The sequence below is a fragment of the Nocardioides speluncae genome, from assembly GCF_003121585.1.
Classification (GTDB): Bacteria; Actinomycetota; Actinomycetes; order Propionibacteriales; family Nocardioidaceae; genus Nocardioides; species Nocardioides speluncae.
In genome coordinates this window covers 299,783-315,744 of the sequence record NZ_QEOO01000037.1, presented here as the reverse complement: position 1 = coordinate 315,744, position 15,962 = coordinate 299,783, and the positions used below count along the sequence as shown (strand labels likewise).

The window sequence follows — 15,962 nt, the reverse complement described above, 5'->3', positions numbered from 1 at the left end:
CATGTCGAACGCCGAAGCACCACCGCCACCTCCGCTCGGCCGGCAGTTCAACCTGCTCTGGACCGGCCAGTCGGTCAGCATGGCCGGCGACCGGATCACCGCGTTCATCGTGCCGACGGTGATGGTGTTCCTGCTGGGCGCCTCGGCGTTCGACATCGGCCTGGTCGGCATGGCGCAGTACCTCGCGATCCCGATCCTCGGGCTGCTGGCCGGCGCCCTGATCGACCGCTGGAACGTCCGCCGGACGCTGATCGCCTGCGACCTGGTCCGGCTGGTCGCCGTGCTGGTGATCCCGCTCGCCTACTGGCTGGACGTGCTGTCGGTCGCGCTGGTCTTCGTCTGCGTCGCCGTGATCAGCTCCGCCCAGGTCTTCTTCAACGTCGGCTACAGCGTCTCGGTGATCACCTCGGTCGACGAGAGCCAGCGGGTCCGTGCGTACTCCCGGCTGGAGGCCAGCCGGACCACCGCCGAGGTCGGCGGGCCGTCGATCGCCGGTCTGCTCTGGCATCTGGCTGGAGTCTGGTCGCTGGTCCTCGATGCGTTGTCGTACGTGTTCTCGGCGTCCTGCCTGAGCCAGCTGGAGGACAAGCCGCGGACCCATGACGGCCGGTCAACGGTGATGGAGCGGCTGACGCTCGGGCTGCGGCACAACTGGGCCGACCCGGTTCTGCGCCGGACCATGGTCGGCACCCTGATCCTCAACTCCGGCGGTCCGATCTTCGTCACCCTGCTGCCGGTGCTCGCGTACCAGGGCCACGACATGTCGGCCGGCACCTTCGGCACCGTGATGTCGGTGGCCGCGCTCGGCGCGGTCGGCGGTGCCATCGTCGCACCGCGGATCAGCCGGCGGCTCGGCGTCGGCCGGCTCACCGCGTGGTCGGTGTTCTGCCACTGCGTGGTCGGGCTCGGGATCCTCGCGGCGCTGGTGTTCCCCGTCGCGGTGGTGTTGACGCTCACGCTCGCGGCGTACGGATTCTGCATGGTCCACTTCAACATCAGCATCTCCACGGTGCGCCAGCCGCGGATCAACCGCGCCGACCAGGCGATCGTCTACTCCGCGTTCCGCACGGTCACCTGGGGTGTGATCCCGCTCGCCGCCTTCGTCGGCGGCCTGTTCGTGGAGCTGCTGACGTCGTCCGGGATGTCGGTGCTCAGCGCCGCGAACCTGGTGATGTCTGGCGGCACCGTCATGGCCGCCTTCGCCTTCGTCCCACTGTGGCAGGTGCAGCGGCTCAGCCAGACGCCGAGCGCGCTCCGCGACGACGTACCGACCAAGGAAGCCCAGCTCGAGGCGCGATGAAGACCGTCCTGATCACCGGCGCCTCGTCCGGCATCGGTCTCGCCACCACGATCGCCGCCGCCCGTGAGGGCTGGACGGCGGTCGCTGGCGTCCGAGACCCTGCCTGCTGTGAGGACCTGCGTACGGCGGCCGACGCCGCCGGCGTGAGCGTCGGCGTACGCCGTCTCGACGTGACCGACGCGGACTCGATCGAGGCCTGCCTCGCCGGCACGGTCGAGCAGTACGGCGGCCTCGACGCCCTGGTCAACAACGCCGGCATCGCCCAGAACGGCGCCACGCTGGAGTTCTGCGACCTAGACACGGTCAGGGAGCTGTTCGAGGTCAACTTCTTCGGCGTGCTCGCGATGACCAGGGCCGCGCTGCCGCATCTGCGGGCCAGCCGCGGCCGGCTGGTCACGATCGGCAGCACCCGCGGCATCATCGGGCAGCCGTTCAACGAGACGTACTCGGCCGCGAAGTTTGCCGTTGAGGGCTTCCTGGAGAGCTTCGCCCCGGTCGCGGCCGAGGTCGGCGTCGCGGTCAGCATCATCGAGCCCGGACCGGTCGTCGGCACCCGGTACGGCACCGGCCTCGACCCGGCCTTCACCCGCGAGTTCCTGCTCGGCGAGACCGGTCCCTATGCGCCGCTCTACCGGGCCTACTTCGAGTGGGCCGCACGTGAGGGCCTGCCGGGCAGCCAGACCGCCGACGAGGTCGCCGAGGCCGTCCTGGGCTGCCTGAGCGACGCCTCGCCGGCCTTCCGGGTGCCCACGAGCGCGTGGGCCGCGGCGTACATCCAGCGCAAGCACCACGACGCCGACGGCTCGGCCATCCAGCAGCTCACCCGCCCCATGGTCCACCCCGACCCGGCCCGTGTTCACGTAGGAACACGCTGACCCGGCCCGTGTTCACGCAGGAACACGCTGACCCGGCCCGTGTTGACATCACGACTGTGAAGACGGGCCGGGTCAGCGCTCCACGGCGTGAAGACGGGCCGGGTCAGCGCTCCACCGCGTGAAGACGGGGCGGGTCGGCGTCGTCGCGAAAACAGAAGCGTCCCTGGGTGGTTTCTCAACCACCCAGGGACGCTCTTCATCTAGGGGCTGGTCAGGCGACCACCCCGCCGCGCATAGCCACGACACCGCCGTAAGCTACGACGCCGCCGTAGGCCACCACGCCGCCGTAGGCGACAACACCACCGCGAGCTGCAACAACACCTCCACGCATCCTCTTCACCTCCCTCTCGAGATCGAGCCTCCCAACTCCCGGAAGTCGGAGGTCGGGTCGTCTTTGTTGGAGACGGTTCGAGCCTCACGGAGTCGGATACAGATCTGCTGCAGATCCGGTCGCGGGAACGCATAGCGGATCCGCAACGGATTAGCAGCGGTGGGCGGCAGGCTGCCAGCCATGAGTACTGGCCTGCCTACCGGCTTGCAGAGGATGTGCTGGGTCTTTCCGGACCGGGAGTCCTCGCGCGCGACCGCGGCCTGGCAGCCGTTCTTCTGGGACCTGTACGCCGACGTAGCGGCCGAGCTCGGCCTCGAGTGGTGCCGGCACTCGCCGGACGCGGTCACCGTCGACGGGCTGGACGCCGGCAAGCCGCGGGTATTCCTCGACGAGGAGCCGGTGACGCCGGAGGACACACTGTTCATCACCGCGCTCTACTCGCTGCCGTACCAGTCGGCCGACATCTTCAACCAGTACGCGCTGTACGCCGTCCTCGAGCAGCTCGGCTTCTACCTGCCGTTCCCGCCGGCGCTGTCGCCGATCGCCAACGACAAGCTCGCGACGGCGCTGCGCTTCGCCGACTCCCCGGTCCCACCGATCCCGACGATCCGGATCGGCACCGGCCGCGACGTCAGCAAGCACCTCTACGAGGTCGGGCTCGGCGAGCTGACCTACCCGGCCGTGGTCAAGCCGGCCGGCTGGTGCGGGGGCGGTGGGGTGAACATCGCCCACAGCGCCGAGGACGTCCGCGGCCTGGCCAGCCTGGCCCAGGGCGGCGACACCACGCTGGTCGCCCAGCCGTACCTCGGCGAGGGCACCGTCGACTACCGCGTGTACGTCGTCGACGGCGCGCCGTACGCCTGTATGCGGCGTACGCCCGAGCCGGGCTCGCCGGTGTCCAACGCGAGCCGGGGCGGCGCGATGGCGTTCCCGCCGGTGCCCCCCGAGCTCGCCGAGGCCACGGCGTACTTCGCCGAGAACCTCCCCGACGTGCCCTTCTACTGCGTCGACTTCCTGTACGACGGCGGCCACTACTGGTTCTCCGAGCTGGAGCCGGACGGCGTGATCGCGCCCGACTGGGGAGACCCCGCCCGCACCCTGCAGCGCGACATCACCCGCGCCCGCTGGACCGCCTACCGCAACGCACACGCCAGATGGCTGGAGGCCACCCGATGAACGGATTCACCCTGACGCCCGAGGCGGCCGAGCCGCTGCTCACCGTCGCCCAGCGCAACCTGGAGCGGCTGGCGACCGTGCCCGCGCTGGCCGACCGCTACGAAGGCCACGAGAAGGTGCTCACGCTCGCCGACCTCGCCGCCGTACCGCCGCTGGTCAAGGACGACCTCAACGTGGCGCTGGCCGCGCTGCAGCCGAAGGCCGAGCGCGGCGCCACCTGGCTGTTCCAGAGCGGCGGCAGCACCGGCGCGCCCAAGGTCGGCCACGCGCCGACCGGCTTCTATATGGAGACCGTGCACAGCCAGTGGCAGCCGCTGGACCGCGACGACCTGTTCGTCAACGCCTGGGGCGCCGGCCGGATGTGGGGCGCGCACTTCCTGGCCGCTGCCTTCGCCGATCTCTCCGGCTGCGGGGTGATCAGCGTCGGCTCGGTGACCAAGGACGAGTACGCCGACTGGCTGGCGTTCTTTGCCACCCGGGAGGTGACCGCGATCGGCGGTACGCCGAGCGTGCTGAGGCTGTGGTTCGCGGCGGCCCGGTCGGCAGGCGTCACGCTCCCGGCGCTCACCAAGGTCCTGTGGCTCGGCGAGGCCTGGCACCCGCAGCTCGACGACGATCTCGCGGCGGTGGCACCGAACGCCCGCCGCTGGGGCATGTTCGGCAGCACCGAGACCTGGGTGGTCGGCACCAACACCCCCGACTGCCCGGCCGACACCTTCCACCCGCACCCCGACCAGCTGGTCCGGGTCGCCGAGGACGGGCTGCTCGACTTCACCACGCTGAACCCGGAGATGCTGAACCCGGTGCTGCGCTACCAGACCGGCGACGCCGGCGAGCTGGTGTCGTGCCCGTGCGGTCGGGAGGGCACCGCGCTGCGGCTCCTGGGGCGGCGCGACTCGGTGGTGCAGGTGCGTGGCCTCGGGCTGCACGTCGACGACATCGTCGCCCAGGCCGAGCGTGCGCCGGGCGTCGCCCGGGCCCAGGTGGTGATCACCGAGCAGCGCGGCCGGGTGGCGAGCGTCGACGTACTCCTGCTGACCTCGACCGAGGCGGCCCCGGATCTGGCGGCGACCCTGCGGGCGGAGATCTTCTCCTCGACGTTCACTCTCAGCACCGCGTTCCTGCACGACCCGGACTCGTTCCAGGTCGAGGCCGTGGATGCGCTGATCTGCAACGAGCGCACCGGCAAGACCGCCAGCCTGGTCCAGCGGGAAGCCGGCCAGTCGTGAGCCTCACCTGGAAGCGGCCGGAGAACCTGGGCCGGGAGTTCAACCTGCTGTGGGCCGGCCAGACGGTCAGCCTGGTCGGCGACAAGATCACGATCTTCGTGGTCCCGACCGTGATGATCTTCCTGCTCGACGCGTCGGCCCTGGAGGTCGGCATCGTGGCGATGGCGCAGTACCTCGGCATCCCGCTGCTCGGCCCGGTCGCCGGCGTCCTGGTGGACCGCTGGGACAAGCGGCTGACGATGATCGGCTGCGACCTGGTCCGGCTGGTCGCGGTGCTGGCGATACCGGTCGCCTACTGGCTCGACGTACTCTCCACGCCGCTGCTGTTCGTCTGCGTGGCGCTGATCAGCGGCGCGTCGATCTTCTTCACCGTCGGCTACCTGGTCGCGGTGCCGACCACGGTCCCGGAGTACCGGTTGGTCCGCGGCTACTCCCGATTCGAGGGCAGCCACACGGTGTCCGAGGTCGCCGGCCCGTCGGTCGCGGCCGGGCTCTATCACGCGCTGGGCGTGGCTGCGCTGGTCGTGGACGCCGCCAGCTACCTGGTCTCGGCGGCGTGCCTGCGGCGGATGCGCCCCTGGGGCACCCGGTCCACCCAGGACGGCGCGATCTGGTCGCGGCTGCTGCTCGGCTTCCGGCTGAACTGGGCCGACCCGGTGCTGCGCCGCGTCGTGGTCGCCGCCGTGGTCCTCAACAGCGGTGGCCCGATCTTCGTGACCGTGCTGCCGATCCTGGCTTACCGCGGCCTCGACGTGTCCGCCACGACCTTCGGCATCGCGATGTCGGCCGCCGCGGTCGGTGCCGTGATCGGCGCGCTGGTGGCGCCCCGGCTCGGCGACCGGTTCGGGCTCGGCCGCACATTCGCCTATGCGCTGCTCGCCCACAACCTGGTCGCTCTCGGCATCCTGCTCGCACCGACCCTGCCGCCGGCGCTGGTGATTGGGATGACCATCGGCTGCTACGGGTTCTTCATGTCCTGCATCAACGTGTGCAGCGCGCCGATCCGGCAGTCGCGGATGACGGCGGACAACCAGGGCGTCATGCACGCCGCGTTCCGCACCGCGACCTGGGGCGTGATCCCGGTCGCCGCACTCGCCGGCGGCGCACTGGTCAGCGTGCTCACCCCGAGCCTCGGCGTACTCGACGCGGCGCGGGTGACCATGGTCGCCGGCACCCTGTTGGCCGCGCTCTCCTTCCTCTCGGCGGTCCGGGTGCAGCCGCTGCTGGACCGCGCGGCCGGCCCGGACGAACGGGCGAAGGTGCCGGCATGAAGACGTTGCTGGTCACCGGGACCTCCTCCGGAATCGGGCTGGCCACCGCCGTCCGGGCGGCCGCCGCCGGCTGGCGAGTGGTGGCGACGATGCGCGAGCCGGACCGGGCCGGGGCCTTGCTGGAGGCCGTTGGCGGGGCTGGCGTCGAGGTCGACGTACGGCGGCTGGACGTGACCGACGCCGGCTCAGTCGAGGCCTGCCTGTCGAGTGTGGCGGCGGGGTACGGCGGGCTGGATGCGCTGGTCAACAACGCGGGTGTCTCCAACTTCGACCCGACCATGGAGATGTCGACGATGGCCGCGCTGCGGGCCAATCTCGAGGTCAACTTCTTCGGCGTGATCGCGGTCAGCCGGGTCGCGATGCCGCTGCTGCGGGCGCGTGGGGGCCGGTTGATCAGCATCGGCAGCATCCACGGCGCCGTCGGGCAGCCGTTCAACGAGGCCTACGCCGCGGCCAAGTTCGCGGTCGAGGGGTTCATGGAGAGCCTGGCACCGGTCGCGGCCGCGCACGGGGTGGCCGTGTCGATCGTGGTGCCAGGCTTCGTCCACGACACCGACTTCGGGCGCTTCCCCGATATCAACCGCACGACGATCCGGGCCGCCTCCGGCCCGTACGCCGAGACGTTCGACAACCACATCGCCTGGCTGAGCGGGCCCGGCTGGGAAGGCGTCGGCCAGTCCCGCTGGGAGGTCGCGGACGTGGTGGTCTCGGCGCTCGGGGCGGCCGACCCGCCGTTCCGGATCCCGACCAGCGACTGGGTCGCCGACTACCTGCGCCGCAAGTACGCCGACCTCGACGGCTCGGCCGTCCAGACCGCGGCCCGCTCGTGGATCAGCGCCCCCTCCGTCCCGCTGGTTGAGGAGGTCGCGCTAGCGACCGTCTCGAAACCAAGGGACTACGCCTGAAGGAGAAGCCATGCCTGCCAAGCCCCTGCGCGACCTGGTCGCCTTCGCCCGCCGGAACTCGCCGTTCTACGCCGACCTCTACCGCGACGTACCCGACGACTGGGTCGGCCTGACCGACCTCCCGGTGATCGACCAGCCCGCGTTCTGGGCGGCCAACCGGTGGCCCGACAACCGGCTGCTGACCGGGCCGCTCACCGACGCCGGCGTCTACACCTCCGGCGGCACGACCGGCGCGCCGAAGGTGTCGCCGTGGACCCGCACGGAGCACCTCGACTCCACCTCCGCCTTCGGCGCGGGCATGGTGCGCGCGGGGCTCCGAGCCGGACACCGCGTGGCCAACTTGATGTTCGTCGGCCACCTGTACGGCGGCTTCCTCTACATCGAGGCGTCCCTGCACAACGCGCCGGTCGAGAACGTCCGGCTTCCGGTCGCCGGTCACACCCCCGACGAGGACGTGGCCGAGCTGATCGAGAGCTTCGGCGTCGAGGTGCTCGCCGGCACCCCGATGAAGCTCGGAGGGGTCGCCGAGGCGGTGCTCTCGCTGGGAACCCGCGCCGAGTCGGTCGAGCTGCTGCTGTTCGCGGGCGACCTGCTCTTCGACGACCTTCGGCCGCGCCTGGCCAAAGCCTTCCCGAACGCCGCGATCGCGTCGATGGGCTACGCCACCGTCGACGCCGGGCTGGTCGGTGCGCCGGTCCCTGGCGACGACGTGCGCGTGCACGAAGCGGTCGCCGACCGCACCATCGTGGAGATCCTCGACGAGGAGACCGACGAGCCGATCAGGGTGCATGAGGTCCGTGGCCGGGTGGTGGTCACCAACCTGTTCCGGACGCTGCTACCGATCATCCGCTACCCGGTCGGCGACCTGGCCGAATGGGTCGACGCCGGCTGCCGGGCGTTCCGGCTGGTCGGCCGCACCGAGGAGGGCGCCCGGGTCGCCGACGTCGCGATGTCCTACGTCGATGTCCACGACGCGCTGCTCGCCGCCGACACCGGCGGCGCGATGGTCGGCATGCAGATGGTCGCCCGGCGCTGGGACGGCAAGGACGGCCTGATTCTGCGGCTCGCCACCGTCGGCGACCCGTCGCCGACGGAGACGCAGGGCCTGGTCGAGGCCGTGTACGCCGCCCGCGGGACGTACCAGGAGGGCATCGCCGACGGCCACGTCCACCCGCTCGCCATCGAATGGGTCCGCCCCGCCGACCTCGTCGTCCGCCCCCGCACAGGCAAGCTGGTCCAGGTCATCGACGAGCGCCCGCACGCCTGAAGGCTCAGCCGCCGGTTGAGCAGGTCGCGCAGCGACCGTCTCGAAACCAAGGCGAACAGTTGCCGTAGGCCGCTTATCCACAACTGGTCGGCGGCTGCTTGGCTGCAGCTCCTACAACGGGAACGCTCTTGTCATGGCGTGGGCATACATCCTCGAGTGCTCTGATGGCACGTTCTACGTCGGCAGCACGACCGACATCGAGCGTCGCTTCTGGCAGCACAACGAAGGCCTCGGCGCGACCTACACGCGCCGTCGACGTCCCGTCCGGCTGGTCTGGTCAGCCGAGTTCGAGCGCATCAACGAGGCCTACGCATTCGAGCAGACAGTCCAGGGCTGGAACCGCGCGCCAAACGCGTGGCCCTCATCGAGGCTCGCCTCGACGACCTTCCGGCGCTTGCGAGTCGCGCGTACCGGAACCGTAAGCGGCCTTGGTTTCGAGACGGTTGCTAGCGCAACCTCCTCAACCGGCGGCTCACACACAACCTCCTTAACCGGCGGCTCAGACGCGACCTCGTCAACCAGCGGCGGCTTCGCCCTCGACGTACACCGTCCCGCCCAGCTCGAGGAACTCGGCGGACTTCTCCTTCATGCCGACGTCGGGGTCCAGCCCAGGATCGAGCTCTGCGCCGAAGCGGTCCCGGACATCTTGGCTGATCCGCATCGAGCAGAACTTGGGGCCGCACATCGAGCAGAAGTGCGCGGTCTTGGCGTTCTCGGCGGGCAGGGTCTCGTCGTGGAAGGCCTCGGCGGTGTGCGGGTCGAGCGACAGCGCGAACTGGTCACGCCAGCGGAACTCGAAGCGCGCCTTGGACAGCGCGTCGTCCCAGTCCCGGGCGCCGGGGTGGCCCTTGGCGACGTCCGCGGCATGGGCGCTCAGCTTGTAGGTGATCACACCAGTCTTGACGTCGTCGCGGTTGGGCAGGCCGAGGTGCTCCTTCGGAGTGACGTAGCAGAGCATCGCGGTGCCGTGCATGGCGATCGTGGCCGCGCCGATCGCGGAGGTGATGTGGTCGTAGCCGGGCGCGATGTCGGTGGCCAGCGGCCCGAGGGTGTAGAACGGCGCGCCGTGGCACCACTCCTGCTGGAGTACGACGTTCTCCTCGACCAGGTTGAGCGGCACGTGACCGGGGCCCTCGACCATCACCTGGACGTCGTACTTCCAGGCCCGCGTGGTCAGCTCGGCGAGCGTCCGCAGCTCCGACAGCTGTGCCTCGTCGTTGGCGTCGGCGGTGGAGCCGGGGCGCAGGCCGTCACCGAGTGAGAACGCCACGTCGTACTGGGCGAAGATCTCGCAGAGCTCGTCGAAGTGGGTGTAGAGGAAGTTCTCCTGGTGGTGGGCCAGGCACCAGCCGGCCATGATCGAGCCGCCGCGGCTGACGATGCCGGTGACGCGCCGGGCGGTCATCGGGACATAGCGCAGGAGTACGCCGGCGTGGATGGTCATGTAGTCCACGCCCTGCTCGCACTGCTCGATCACGGTGTCGCGGAAGATCTCCCAGGTCAGCTTGTCGGCCTCCCCGTTGACCTTCTCCAGCGCCTGGTAGATCGGGACGGTGCCGATCGGAACGGGTGAGTTGCGAATGATCCACTCGCGGGTGGTGTGGATGTCGTCGCCGGTGGACAGGTCCATCACGGTGTCCGCGCCCCAGGTCACCGCCCAGGTCAGCTTGTCGACCTCCTCGGCGATGCTGCTGGTGACGGCGGAGTTGCCGATGTTGGCGTTGACCTTCACCAGGAACCGGCGGCCGATGATCATCGGCTCGGACTCGGGGTGGTTGACGTTGTTCGGGATGATCGCGCGGCCCTCGGCGACCTCGCGCCGGACCAGCTCCACGTCGCAGCCCTCGCGCCGCGCGACGAACCTCATCTCCGGGGTGATGGTCCCGGCGCGGGCGTAGTGCATCTGGGTGACCCGCTTGCCTGCCGTGGCGCGCCGGGGTTGCGGGCGCTCGCCGCGCCACTCGCCGGCCGCCGCGCCGCGCCGTACCGCCGCCTTGCCGTTGTCGATCAGCTGGGTCTCGCGGCCGTCGTACTCTTCGGTATCGCGGCGGTCGGTGATCCAGCGGTCCCGCAGCGGAGCGAGGCCGACCTCGGGGTCGCTGCCGGGGCCTTCGGTGCAGTAGCGGTCGAAGGTCTCGCCGTTGGTGAGCGCGACCCGGATGACCGGGACCTCGATCCTGCTGTCGTCGGGGTCGGCGATCAGGATCCGGCTGTGGGCTTCATGGACGGTCATGCGATGCCTCCTGTGTGAATGGGTCGTGGGTGTGGGCGATCGGGCCTCGGCCGCGGCCGAGGTTCCAGGTGCGGCTGAGGTCGAGCTGTTGGGTCGTGTACGCCGCGGCGTGCGCGACTGCCTGTCGGAGCGGGGTTCCGTGGGCGAGGTGGGCGGCGAGTGCTGCGCTGAAGGTGCAGCCGGTGCCGTGGTCGTTGTCGGTCTCGATGGCTGGGTGGGTGAGCGGGATCGGGGTGTCGCCCGGCAGCGCGAGCCAGTCGGTGCAGGTGCGCCCTTCGGTCGTCGAGCTTGTCGAGACTCCGCCGGTCACGACCACCGCGCAGCCGAGCTCGGCGAGCGTATGGGCCAGCTCGTCGGGTGGAGCTGCGGTCCCGGTGAGGGCGGCCGCCTCGTCGGCGTTCGGCGTGACGACGGTGGCGAGCGGCATCAGGTACTCGACGTATGCCTTGGCCACCAGGTCGTCGCCCAGTACCGCCCCGGACGTCGCCACCAGCACCGGGTCGACGACCAGTGCGGGTCGTGGGTCTGACAGTGCCCGATAGCGATCGCTGAGACCCACGACCGCGTCGGCGGAGCCGAGCATGCCGGTCTTGACGGCCGCGACGGGGAGGTCGCCGAAGACCGCGTCGAGCTGGGCCTCGACGATCTCACCCGGGACGAGGTGGACGGCGTGGACGCCGGTGGTGTCCTGGGCGGTGACGGCGGTGACCACGCAGGCTCCGTGTACGTCGAGCGCCGCGAACGTGGCCAGGTCGGCCGCGATGCCGGCCGCGCCACCGGAGTCGGTGCCGGCGACGGTGAGCACGACGGGCGGCGTCATCGGCCCACCGCCGTCAGAAGGGCGGCCACCTCGGCCGCCGGGTCGGCAGCCCGCATCACCGCGCCCATCACCGCCACGCCGTACGCACCCGCCTCGCGGGCCGCCGCGGCGTTGTCGCGGGTGATGCCGCCGAGCGCGAACGCCGGAATCTCATGACCCGCCAGCTCGGCGGGCTCGATAGGCGGTCCGTAGCCCGGCTTGCTCGCCGTCTCGGCGTACGGCGAGAGCGTGGCGTAGTCAGCACCCTCCCCCGCTGCCTGCTTGACCTCGACGGCGCTGTGGCAGGAGCGGCCGACTATGTAACGCGGAGTTATGACCTCTTCCGCACCGTCATTACTCTCCGGAAGAGGTAGTAACTCCGCGTTACAAGGGCCGTCCGCCGCCAGGTGTACGCCGTGGGCGGCGGGGTCGTCGGTCCGCGACGAGATCACGGTCAGGTCGTCGATCTCGGCGAGGGCGGTGATCAGGCCGTGCCGGGCGTGCGGGTCGAGGTCGTGCTCGCGGACCACAACGTGGGTCAACCCAGCAGAAACGCACTCGGCGACGGTCCTCACCAGGCCACGGCCCAGCCGCAGCTGGGACCGGTCGGTGAGCAGGATCAGCCGGGGCAGGCCGGCGGCGGCGCTCATGCGATCCGTCCCGTCATGGGGCTGGACGCGCGGGCGGTGGCGCGGCGCGGGATCCGGCCGGCGCAGCGCGCGGCCAGGCCGGCCTCGACACCGAGCCGCATGGCCCGCGCCATCGCGACCGGGTCGTCGGCCCTGGTCACGGCGGTGGCGGTGAGCACGGCCGAGCAACCGAGCTCGAGTGCCAGCGCCGCGTCGCTCGCCGTACCCACGCCGGCGTCCAGCACCACCGGCACCGAGACCGACCCGACCAGCGCCTCGATCGCGTAGGGGTTGAGGATGCCGAGGCCGGAGCCGATCGGCGAACCGAGCGGCATCACCGCGGCGCAGCCGACGTCCTCCAGTCGGCGGGCCAGCACCGCGTCATCCGTGGTGTAGGGCAGGACGATGAAGCCCTTCCGCACCAGTGTCTCGGCGGCTTCGACCAGCTCGACCGCATCCGGCAGCAGGGTGGTCTCGTCGCCGATCACCTCGAGCTTCACCCACGACGTACCCAGCGCCTCGCGGGCCAGCTCGGCGGTCAGCACCGCCTCCCGCGCACTCAGGCAGCCGGCGGTGTTGGGCAGCACGGGTACGCCGGCCCGGGCCAGCGTGTCGAGCAGCCCGCCGTCGCCGAGCCCCGACGTACGCCGCATCGACACCGTCACCAACGCGGGCCGGGCCGCATCCAGCACCGGTTCGAGCAGGGCCAGGTTGGGCAGGCCGCCGGTGCCGAGGAACAGCCGCGAGGCCAGCTCGCGATCGCCGAGCTTCCAGGAGTCAGCCACAGTGTCAGCCACCCTGCACCGCCCGGACGATCTCGACGGTGTCGCCGTCGGCAACGGGTGTGGCGGCGTGCCGTTCGCGCGGCACCACCTCGCCGTTGACCGCGACCGCGCAACCGCGTGGGTCGGCGTCCAACAGGTCGGCGACGGTCGTGTCGGGGGCGACGGCGACAGGTTCGCCGTTGAGCAGGATCGTCATGCGTGGCTCCGTTCTGAGGTGAAGCGGCGCGGGTCGAGGGTCGGATCGACGGCGCCGGTCTCGAGGTGGTCTGCGACGAGCTGGGCCACCAGCGGGGCGAGCAGTACGCCGTGCCGGAACAGGCCGGCGGCGAGCACGGTCCCCGCGACCCCGCTCGGGCCAACCAGCGGCAGGTTGTCGGGAGTCCCCGGGCGGTCCCGGGCGATCGCCTCGGTCAGCTCGGCCCGGTCCAGGCCGGGGAGCAGCGCCCGGGCCGCGTCCAGCAGCCGGGCGACGCCGCCGACGGTCGCGATCGGCGGCTCGTCGTGCTCCTCGGAGGTCGCACCGATCACTACCTCACCGCCTGCCCTGGGAACGGCGTACACCGGCTCGCCGTGCACCCACCCCCGCACCGTGTGCGCCGGCGGGTCGTCGGTGCGCACCCGGACCACCTCGCCGCGGACCCCTCGGACCAGGTGCGTCCACGGCTCGGGCAGCTGGGCACCGGTGGCGATCACGGTGGCGTCCACGTCAGTGGTCTCGACGACGGTTGCTAGCGCTCGCTGCTCGACCACCCGATTGATCAACGCGTCCAGGACCAGTCGCGGGTCGACGCTGTGGTCGTCGGGGAGCAGCAGGCCGCCGGCGACGCGCGAGGTCAGGGTGGGCTCGCGGGACAGTAGCTCGCGGCGGGTCAGCAGCTCGACGGGCGTGCCATGCAGCGCGAGCAGCGCGGCCTGCCGCTCCACCTGCTGCAGGTCGCCGTGGTCACGGCCGACGAGCAGGGTGCCAGTGGTGTGCAGCGCGACGCCCAGCCGCGCGGCGTACTCCGGCCACAGTGCGAGGCTCCGCCGACCGAGCGAGAGCAGCGCCTCCTCGCCGTGCCAGACCTCGCCGGCGGGCGCGAGCATCCCGGCGGCGGCGTACGACGCGCCACTGGCCGGCGCCGGGTCGACCACGGTCACGGCGTGGCCGCACCGGAGCAGCTCGTCGGCCACCGAGAGGCCGATGATCCCGGCCCCGAGTACCCGGACCCGCATCAGCCGAGTGCGCCGCGCAGCGCCTTCGCGGCCGCCACCGGATCGGGCTCTCGCCAGATGCCGCCGATCACCGCGATCCCATGGGCACCGGCCGCGACGACCTCGCCGACGTTGCCGGCGTCGATGCCGCCGATCGCGATCAGCGGCAGTTCGCCGGTAGCCGCCCAGATCGCGTCCGGACCGAGCGGCGCCGGCAGCCCGTCCTTGCTCGCCGAGGCGAAGACCGGCCCGAAGCCGGCGTAGTCCGCGCCGTCGGCACGCGCCTGGGCGGCGTGCTCGCGGGACCGGCAGGTGGCGCCGATCAGCAGCCGGGGAGCCAGCGCCCGGGCCGCGGCGACCGGTTTGTCGGCACGGCCGAGGTGGACGCCGTCGGCACCGCTGGCCAGCGCCACGTCGACCCGGTCGTTGACGACCACGCTCACGTCGTACGTCGCGAGCGCGTCGACCACTGCGCGAGCGAAGGTCAGCAGCGCCCCATTGTCGAGCGCCTTCGTGCGGATCTGGAACCCGTCGACGCCGGCATCTGCCAGCTCCGGCAGGAGGGACAGGTCGTGGGTGTGGTCAACCAAGCAGTGCAGTCGGGGCAGCCTGGGTACACGCGCAGACACAGAATCGCTCCTCGCTTCCTTCGCCGGCATGACCCGGATCAGGTTCAACGGTCGGAGCGGCGTCAGCCCCATCTCAGCCCGCTGCCGCGGACACCCGTGGTGGATATCGCGACCATAGCAGGCACTCATCGCCTACTCTGCTGCGAGTTCTGGACGGCAGCGCACACACCAGGGGGAACATCGATGGGCAAGCTGGCGATCTTCATCGGACCGGTGATCGCGATCCTGTGGCTCTACTGCGTGGTCAACGTGATCACCAGCCGTGACGACGAGGTCCGCCACCTGCCCAAGGTCTGGTGGCTGCTGATCGTGCTGTTCTTCCCGCTCGCCGGGTCGGTGGCCTGGCTGGCCGCCGGCCGGCCGGCATCCGCACCCCGGCGGTCCGCGCCGTACGAACGCGCCGCCCCCGACTTCCCGGAGTACGACCGCCCCGGCCGCGCCGCCGCGGCCGACCCCGAGGCGGATGCGGAGTTCCTCCGCAAGGTCCGCGAGCGCGCCGAGGAGCAGCGCCGCAAGGCCCGCGAGCAGAAGCGCCGCGAGGAACCAGGCGGCGCAGACGGATAGTCCAGAACGGTTGTCATCAAATCCGGGCCGAATTTGATGTCAACCGTTCTGGACTATCGAGCTATCGCGACCGGTGCAGGCCGGCTCCCACCCAGGTCAGGCCGACCAGCGAGATGACTGCCGCGCCGGCGATGAAGCTGATGGCCGGGCCGGGTGCGGTCAGCATCACCGCTGCCCCGCCGAGTCCCGCGAGCACGGCGGCCGCCCGGGAGCCGATCCGCTTGCGGTACAGCCCGACGCTGAGCAGCACCCAGCCGACGGCACCGACGATCAGCAGCAGGAAGAAGAAGTTGCCGAGCGGCGCGCTGTAGGCCTGGTCGAACAGTTCGGCCATCGCCGCTCGCTCCCCCTCCACGTCCGCTGCCTGGGCGGCCAGCAGCAGCAGGTCGCTGAACATCGCCAACCCGAAACCGCCGATCACGGCCATCAGCATCCCGGCGGTCCCGAGGCGCGGCATCTGCTCCCGGACCCGGAGCCCGACCGCGACCGCGGCGCCAGCGAACAGCAGCGCCGCGACCAGGCCGAGCAGCATGCCGACGTCGTTGCGGACCGGCGCATCCGCGATGTCGGCGAGGACACGGGCGCTGTCGGGCTGGTCGGCGTCGTCCTGGTACCACGGGGTGGTCAGCAGCCGGGCGACGACGGCCACGGCCGGCGCCCCAATCAGTACGGCGGGTTCCCAGAGGCCGGCGCCGCGAACTGTCTCGGCAGGGGTGTGAACTGTCTGGACCATGATGGTGCTCCTTGCATCGAGGTGGTTCGAGGTCTGTCCCTT

16 protein-coding genes, 1 pseudogene and 1 riboswitch are annotated in these 15,962 nt (G+C 71.2%); of the genes and pseudogenes, 9 read left to right on the top strand and 8 right to left on the bottom strand.

Annotated elements, in window-relative coordinates; all coding sequences use genetic code 11:
* Window position 1: 1 nt before the first annotated feature.
* From DDV73_RS21250 to DDV73_RS29350, 8 genes and pseudogenes are all read left to right on the top strand, one after another.
* Entirely contained in the window at window positions 2-1,300 is a 1,299-nt protein-coding gene (locus DDV73_RS21250; RefSeq protein ID WP_109509250.1) for an MFS transporter, read from the top strand.
* The gene (locus DDV73_RS21245; protein ID WP_109509249.1) at window positions 1,297-2,175 is read left to right on the top strand and encodes an SDR family oxidoreductase; all 879 of its coding nucleotides are present in this window, start codon (window positions 1,297-1,299) and stop codon (window positions 2,173-2,175) included. Before DDV73_RS21250 ends, DDV73_RS21245 begins: the two co-directional genes overlap by 4 nt.
* A 511-nt stretch (window positions 2,176-2,686) precedes the next feature.
* A complete protein-coding gene (locus tag DDV73_RS21240) occupies window positions 2,687-3,682 on the top strand; it encodes an ATP-grasp domain-containing protein (RefSeq protein WP_154402842.1) in 996 nt (331 codons plus the stop codon).
* On the top strand, window positions 3,679-4,911 hold the full coding sequence (locus DDV73_RS21235) for an AMP-binding protein (protein WP_154402841.1): 1,233 nt from the start codon (window positions 3,679-3,681) through the stop codon (window positions 4,909-4,911). The genes DDV73_RS21240 and DDV73_RS21235 overlap by 4 nt, the downstream gene beginning before the upstream one ends.
* Window positions 4,908-6,182 (top strand): MFS transporter, encoded by a 1,275-nt coding sequence (locus DDV73_RS21230; RefSeq protein WP_161962489.1) that lies wholly within the window; start codon window positions 4,908-4,910, stop codon window positions 6,180-6,182. The genes DDV73_RS21235 and DDV73_RS21230 overlap by 4 nt, the downstream gene beginning before the upstream one ends.
* On the top strand, window positions 6,179-7,087 hold the full coding sequence (locus tag DDV73_RS21225; RefSeq protein WP_109509245.1) for an SDR family NAD(P)-dependent oxidoreductase: 909 nt from the start codon (window positions 6,179-6,181) through the stop codon (window positions 7,085-7,087). Before DDV73_RS21230 ends, DDV73_RS21225 begins: the two co-directional genes overlap by 4 nt.
* A gap of 10 nt (window positions 7,088-7,097) precedes the next feature.
* Complete coding sequence (locus DDV73_RS21220; RefSeq protein ID WP_109509244.1) at window positions 7,098-8,354, top strand: phenylacetate--CoA ligase family protein; 1,257 nt, start codon at window positions 7,098-7,100, stop codon at window positions 8,352-8,354.
* A 133-nt stretch (window positions 8,355-8,487) separates the two neighbouring features.
* Window positions 8,488-8,640: pseudogene (locus tag DDV73_RS29350) on the top strand (GIY-YIG nuclease family protein); the annotation flags it as partial.
* Between the two features lie 228 nt (window positions 8,641-8,868).
* Here the strand turns inward: DDV73_RS29350 and thiC are convergent.
* The 7 genes from thiC to thiE form a co-directional block, all read right to left on the bottom strand.
* The gene (gene thiC / locus DDV73_RS21210; RefSeq protein WP_109509243.1) at window positions 8,869-10,587 is read right to left on the bottom strand and encodes a phosphomethylpyrimidine synthase ThiC; all 1,719 of its coding nucleotides are present in this window, start codon (window positions 10,585-10,587) and stop codon (window positions 8,869-8,871) included.
* The gene (thiD, locus tag DDV73_RS21205) at window positions 10,574-11,407 is read right to left on the bottom strand and encodes a bifunctional hydroxymethylpyrimidine kinase/phosphomethylpyrimidine kinase (RefSeq protein ID WP_109509242.1); all 834 of its coding nucleotides are present in this window, start codon (window positions 11,405-11,407) and stop codon (window positions 10,574-10,576) included. Before thiD ends, thiC begins: the two co-directional genes overlap by 14 nt.
* Complete coding sequence (locus DDV73_RS21200) at window positions 11,404-12,036, bottom strand: thiamine phosphate synthase (protein WP_109509241.1); 633 nt, start codon at window positions 12,034-12,036, stop codon at window positions 11,404-11,406. Before DDV73_RS21200 ends, thiD begins: the two co-directional genes overlap by 4 nt.
* Window positions 12,033-12,854: a thiazole synthase gene (locus DDV73_RS21195; protein WP_420818485.1), complete on the bottom strand. Its 822-nt coding sequence runs from the start codon at window positions 12,852-12,854 to the stop codon at window positions 12,033-12,035. The genes DDV73_RS21200 and DDV73_RS21195 overlap by 4 nt, the downstream gene beginning before the upstream one ends.
* Complete coding sequence (gene thiS, locus DDV73_RS21190) at window positions 12,805-12,996, bottom strand: sulfur carrier protein ThiS (protein ID WP_109509240.1); 192 nt, start codon at window positions 12,994-12,996, stop codon at window positions 12,805-12,807. The genes DDV73_RS21195 and thiS overlap by 50 nt, the downstream gene beginning before the upstream one ends.
* Window positions 12,993-14,015, bottom strand: coding sequence for a glycine oxidase ThiO (gene thiO / locus DDV73_RS21185; RefSeq protein ID WP_109509239.1), 1,023 nt, complete (start codon window positions 14,013-14,015; stop codon window positions 12,993-12,995). Before thiO ends, thiS begins: the two co-directional genes overlap by 4 nt.
* Entirely contained in the window at window positions 14,015-14,623 is a 609-nt protein-coding gene (gene thiE / locus DDV73_RS21180; protein ID WP_109509238.1) for a thiamine phosphate synthase, read from the bottom strand. Before thiE ends, thiO begins: the two co-directional genes overlap by 1 nt.
* A riboswitch (TPP riboswitch) is annotated at window positions 14,621-14,731 on the bottom strand. It overlaps the preceding gene by 3 nt.
* Before the next feature lie 75 nt (window positions 14,732-14,806).
* On the opposite strand from thiE, the gene DDV73_RS21175 reads away from it, so the two are divergent.
* The gene (locus DDV73_RS21175) at window positions 14,807-15,187 is read left to right on the top strand and encodes a PLD nuclease N-terminal domain-containing protein (protein WP_109509237.1); all 381 of its coding nucleotides are present in this window, start codon (window positions 14,807-14,809) and stop codon (window positions 15,185-15,187) included.
* Between the two features lie 61 nt (window positions 15,188-15,248).
* On the opposite strand, the gene DDV73_RS21170 is transcribed toward DDV73_RS21175, so the two are convergent.
* The gene (locus DDV73_RS21170) at window positions 15,249-15,920 is read right to left on the bottom strand and encodes a hypothetical protein (RefSeq protein WP_154402839.1); all 672 of its coding nucleotides are present in this window, start codon (window positions 15,918-15,920) and stop codon (window positions 15,249-15,251) included.
* Between the last annotated feature and the right edge of the window lie 42 nt (window positions 15,921-15,962).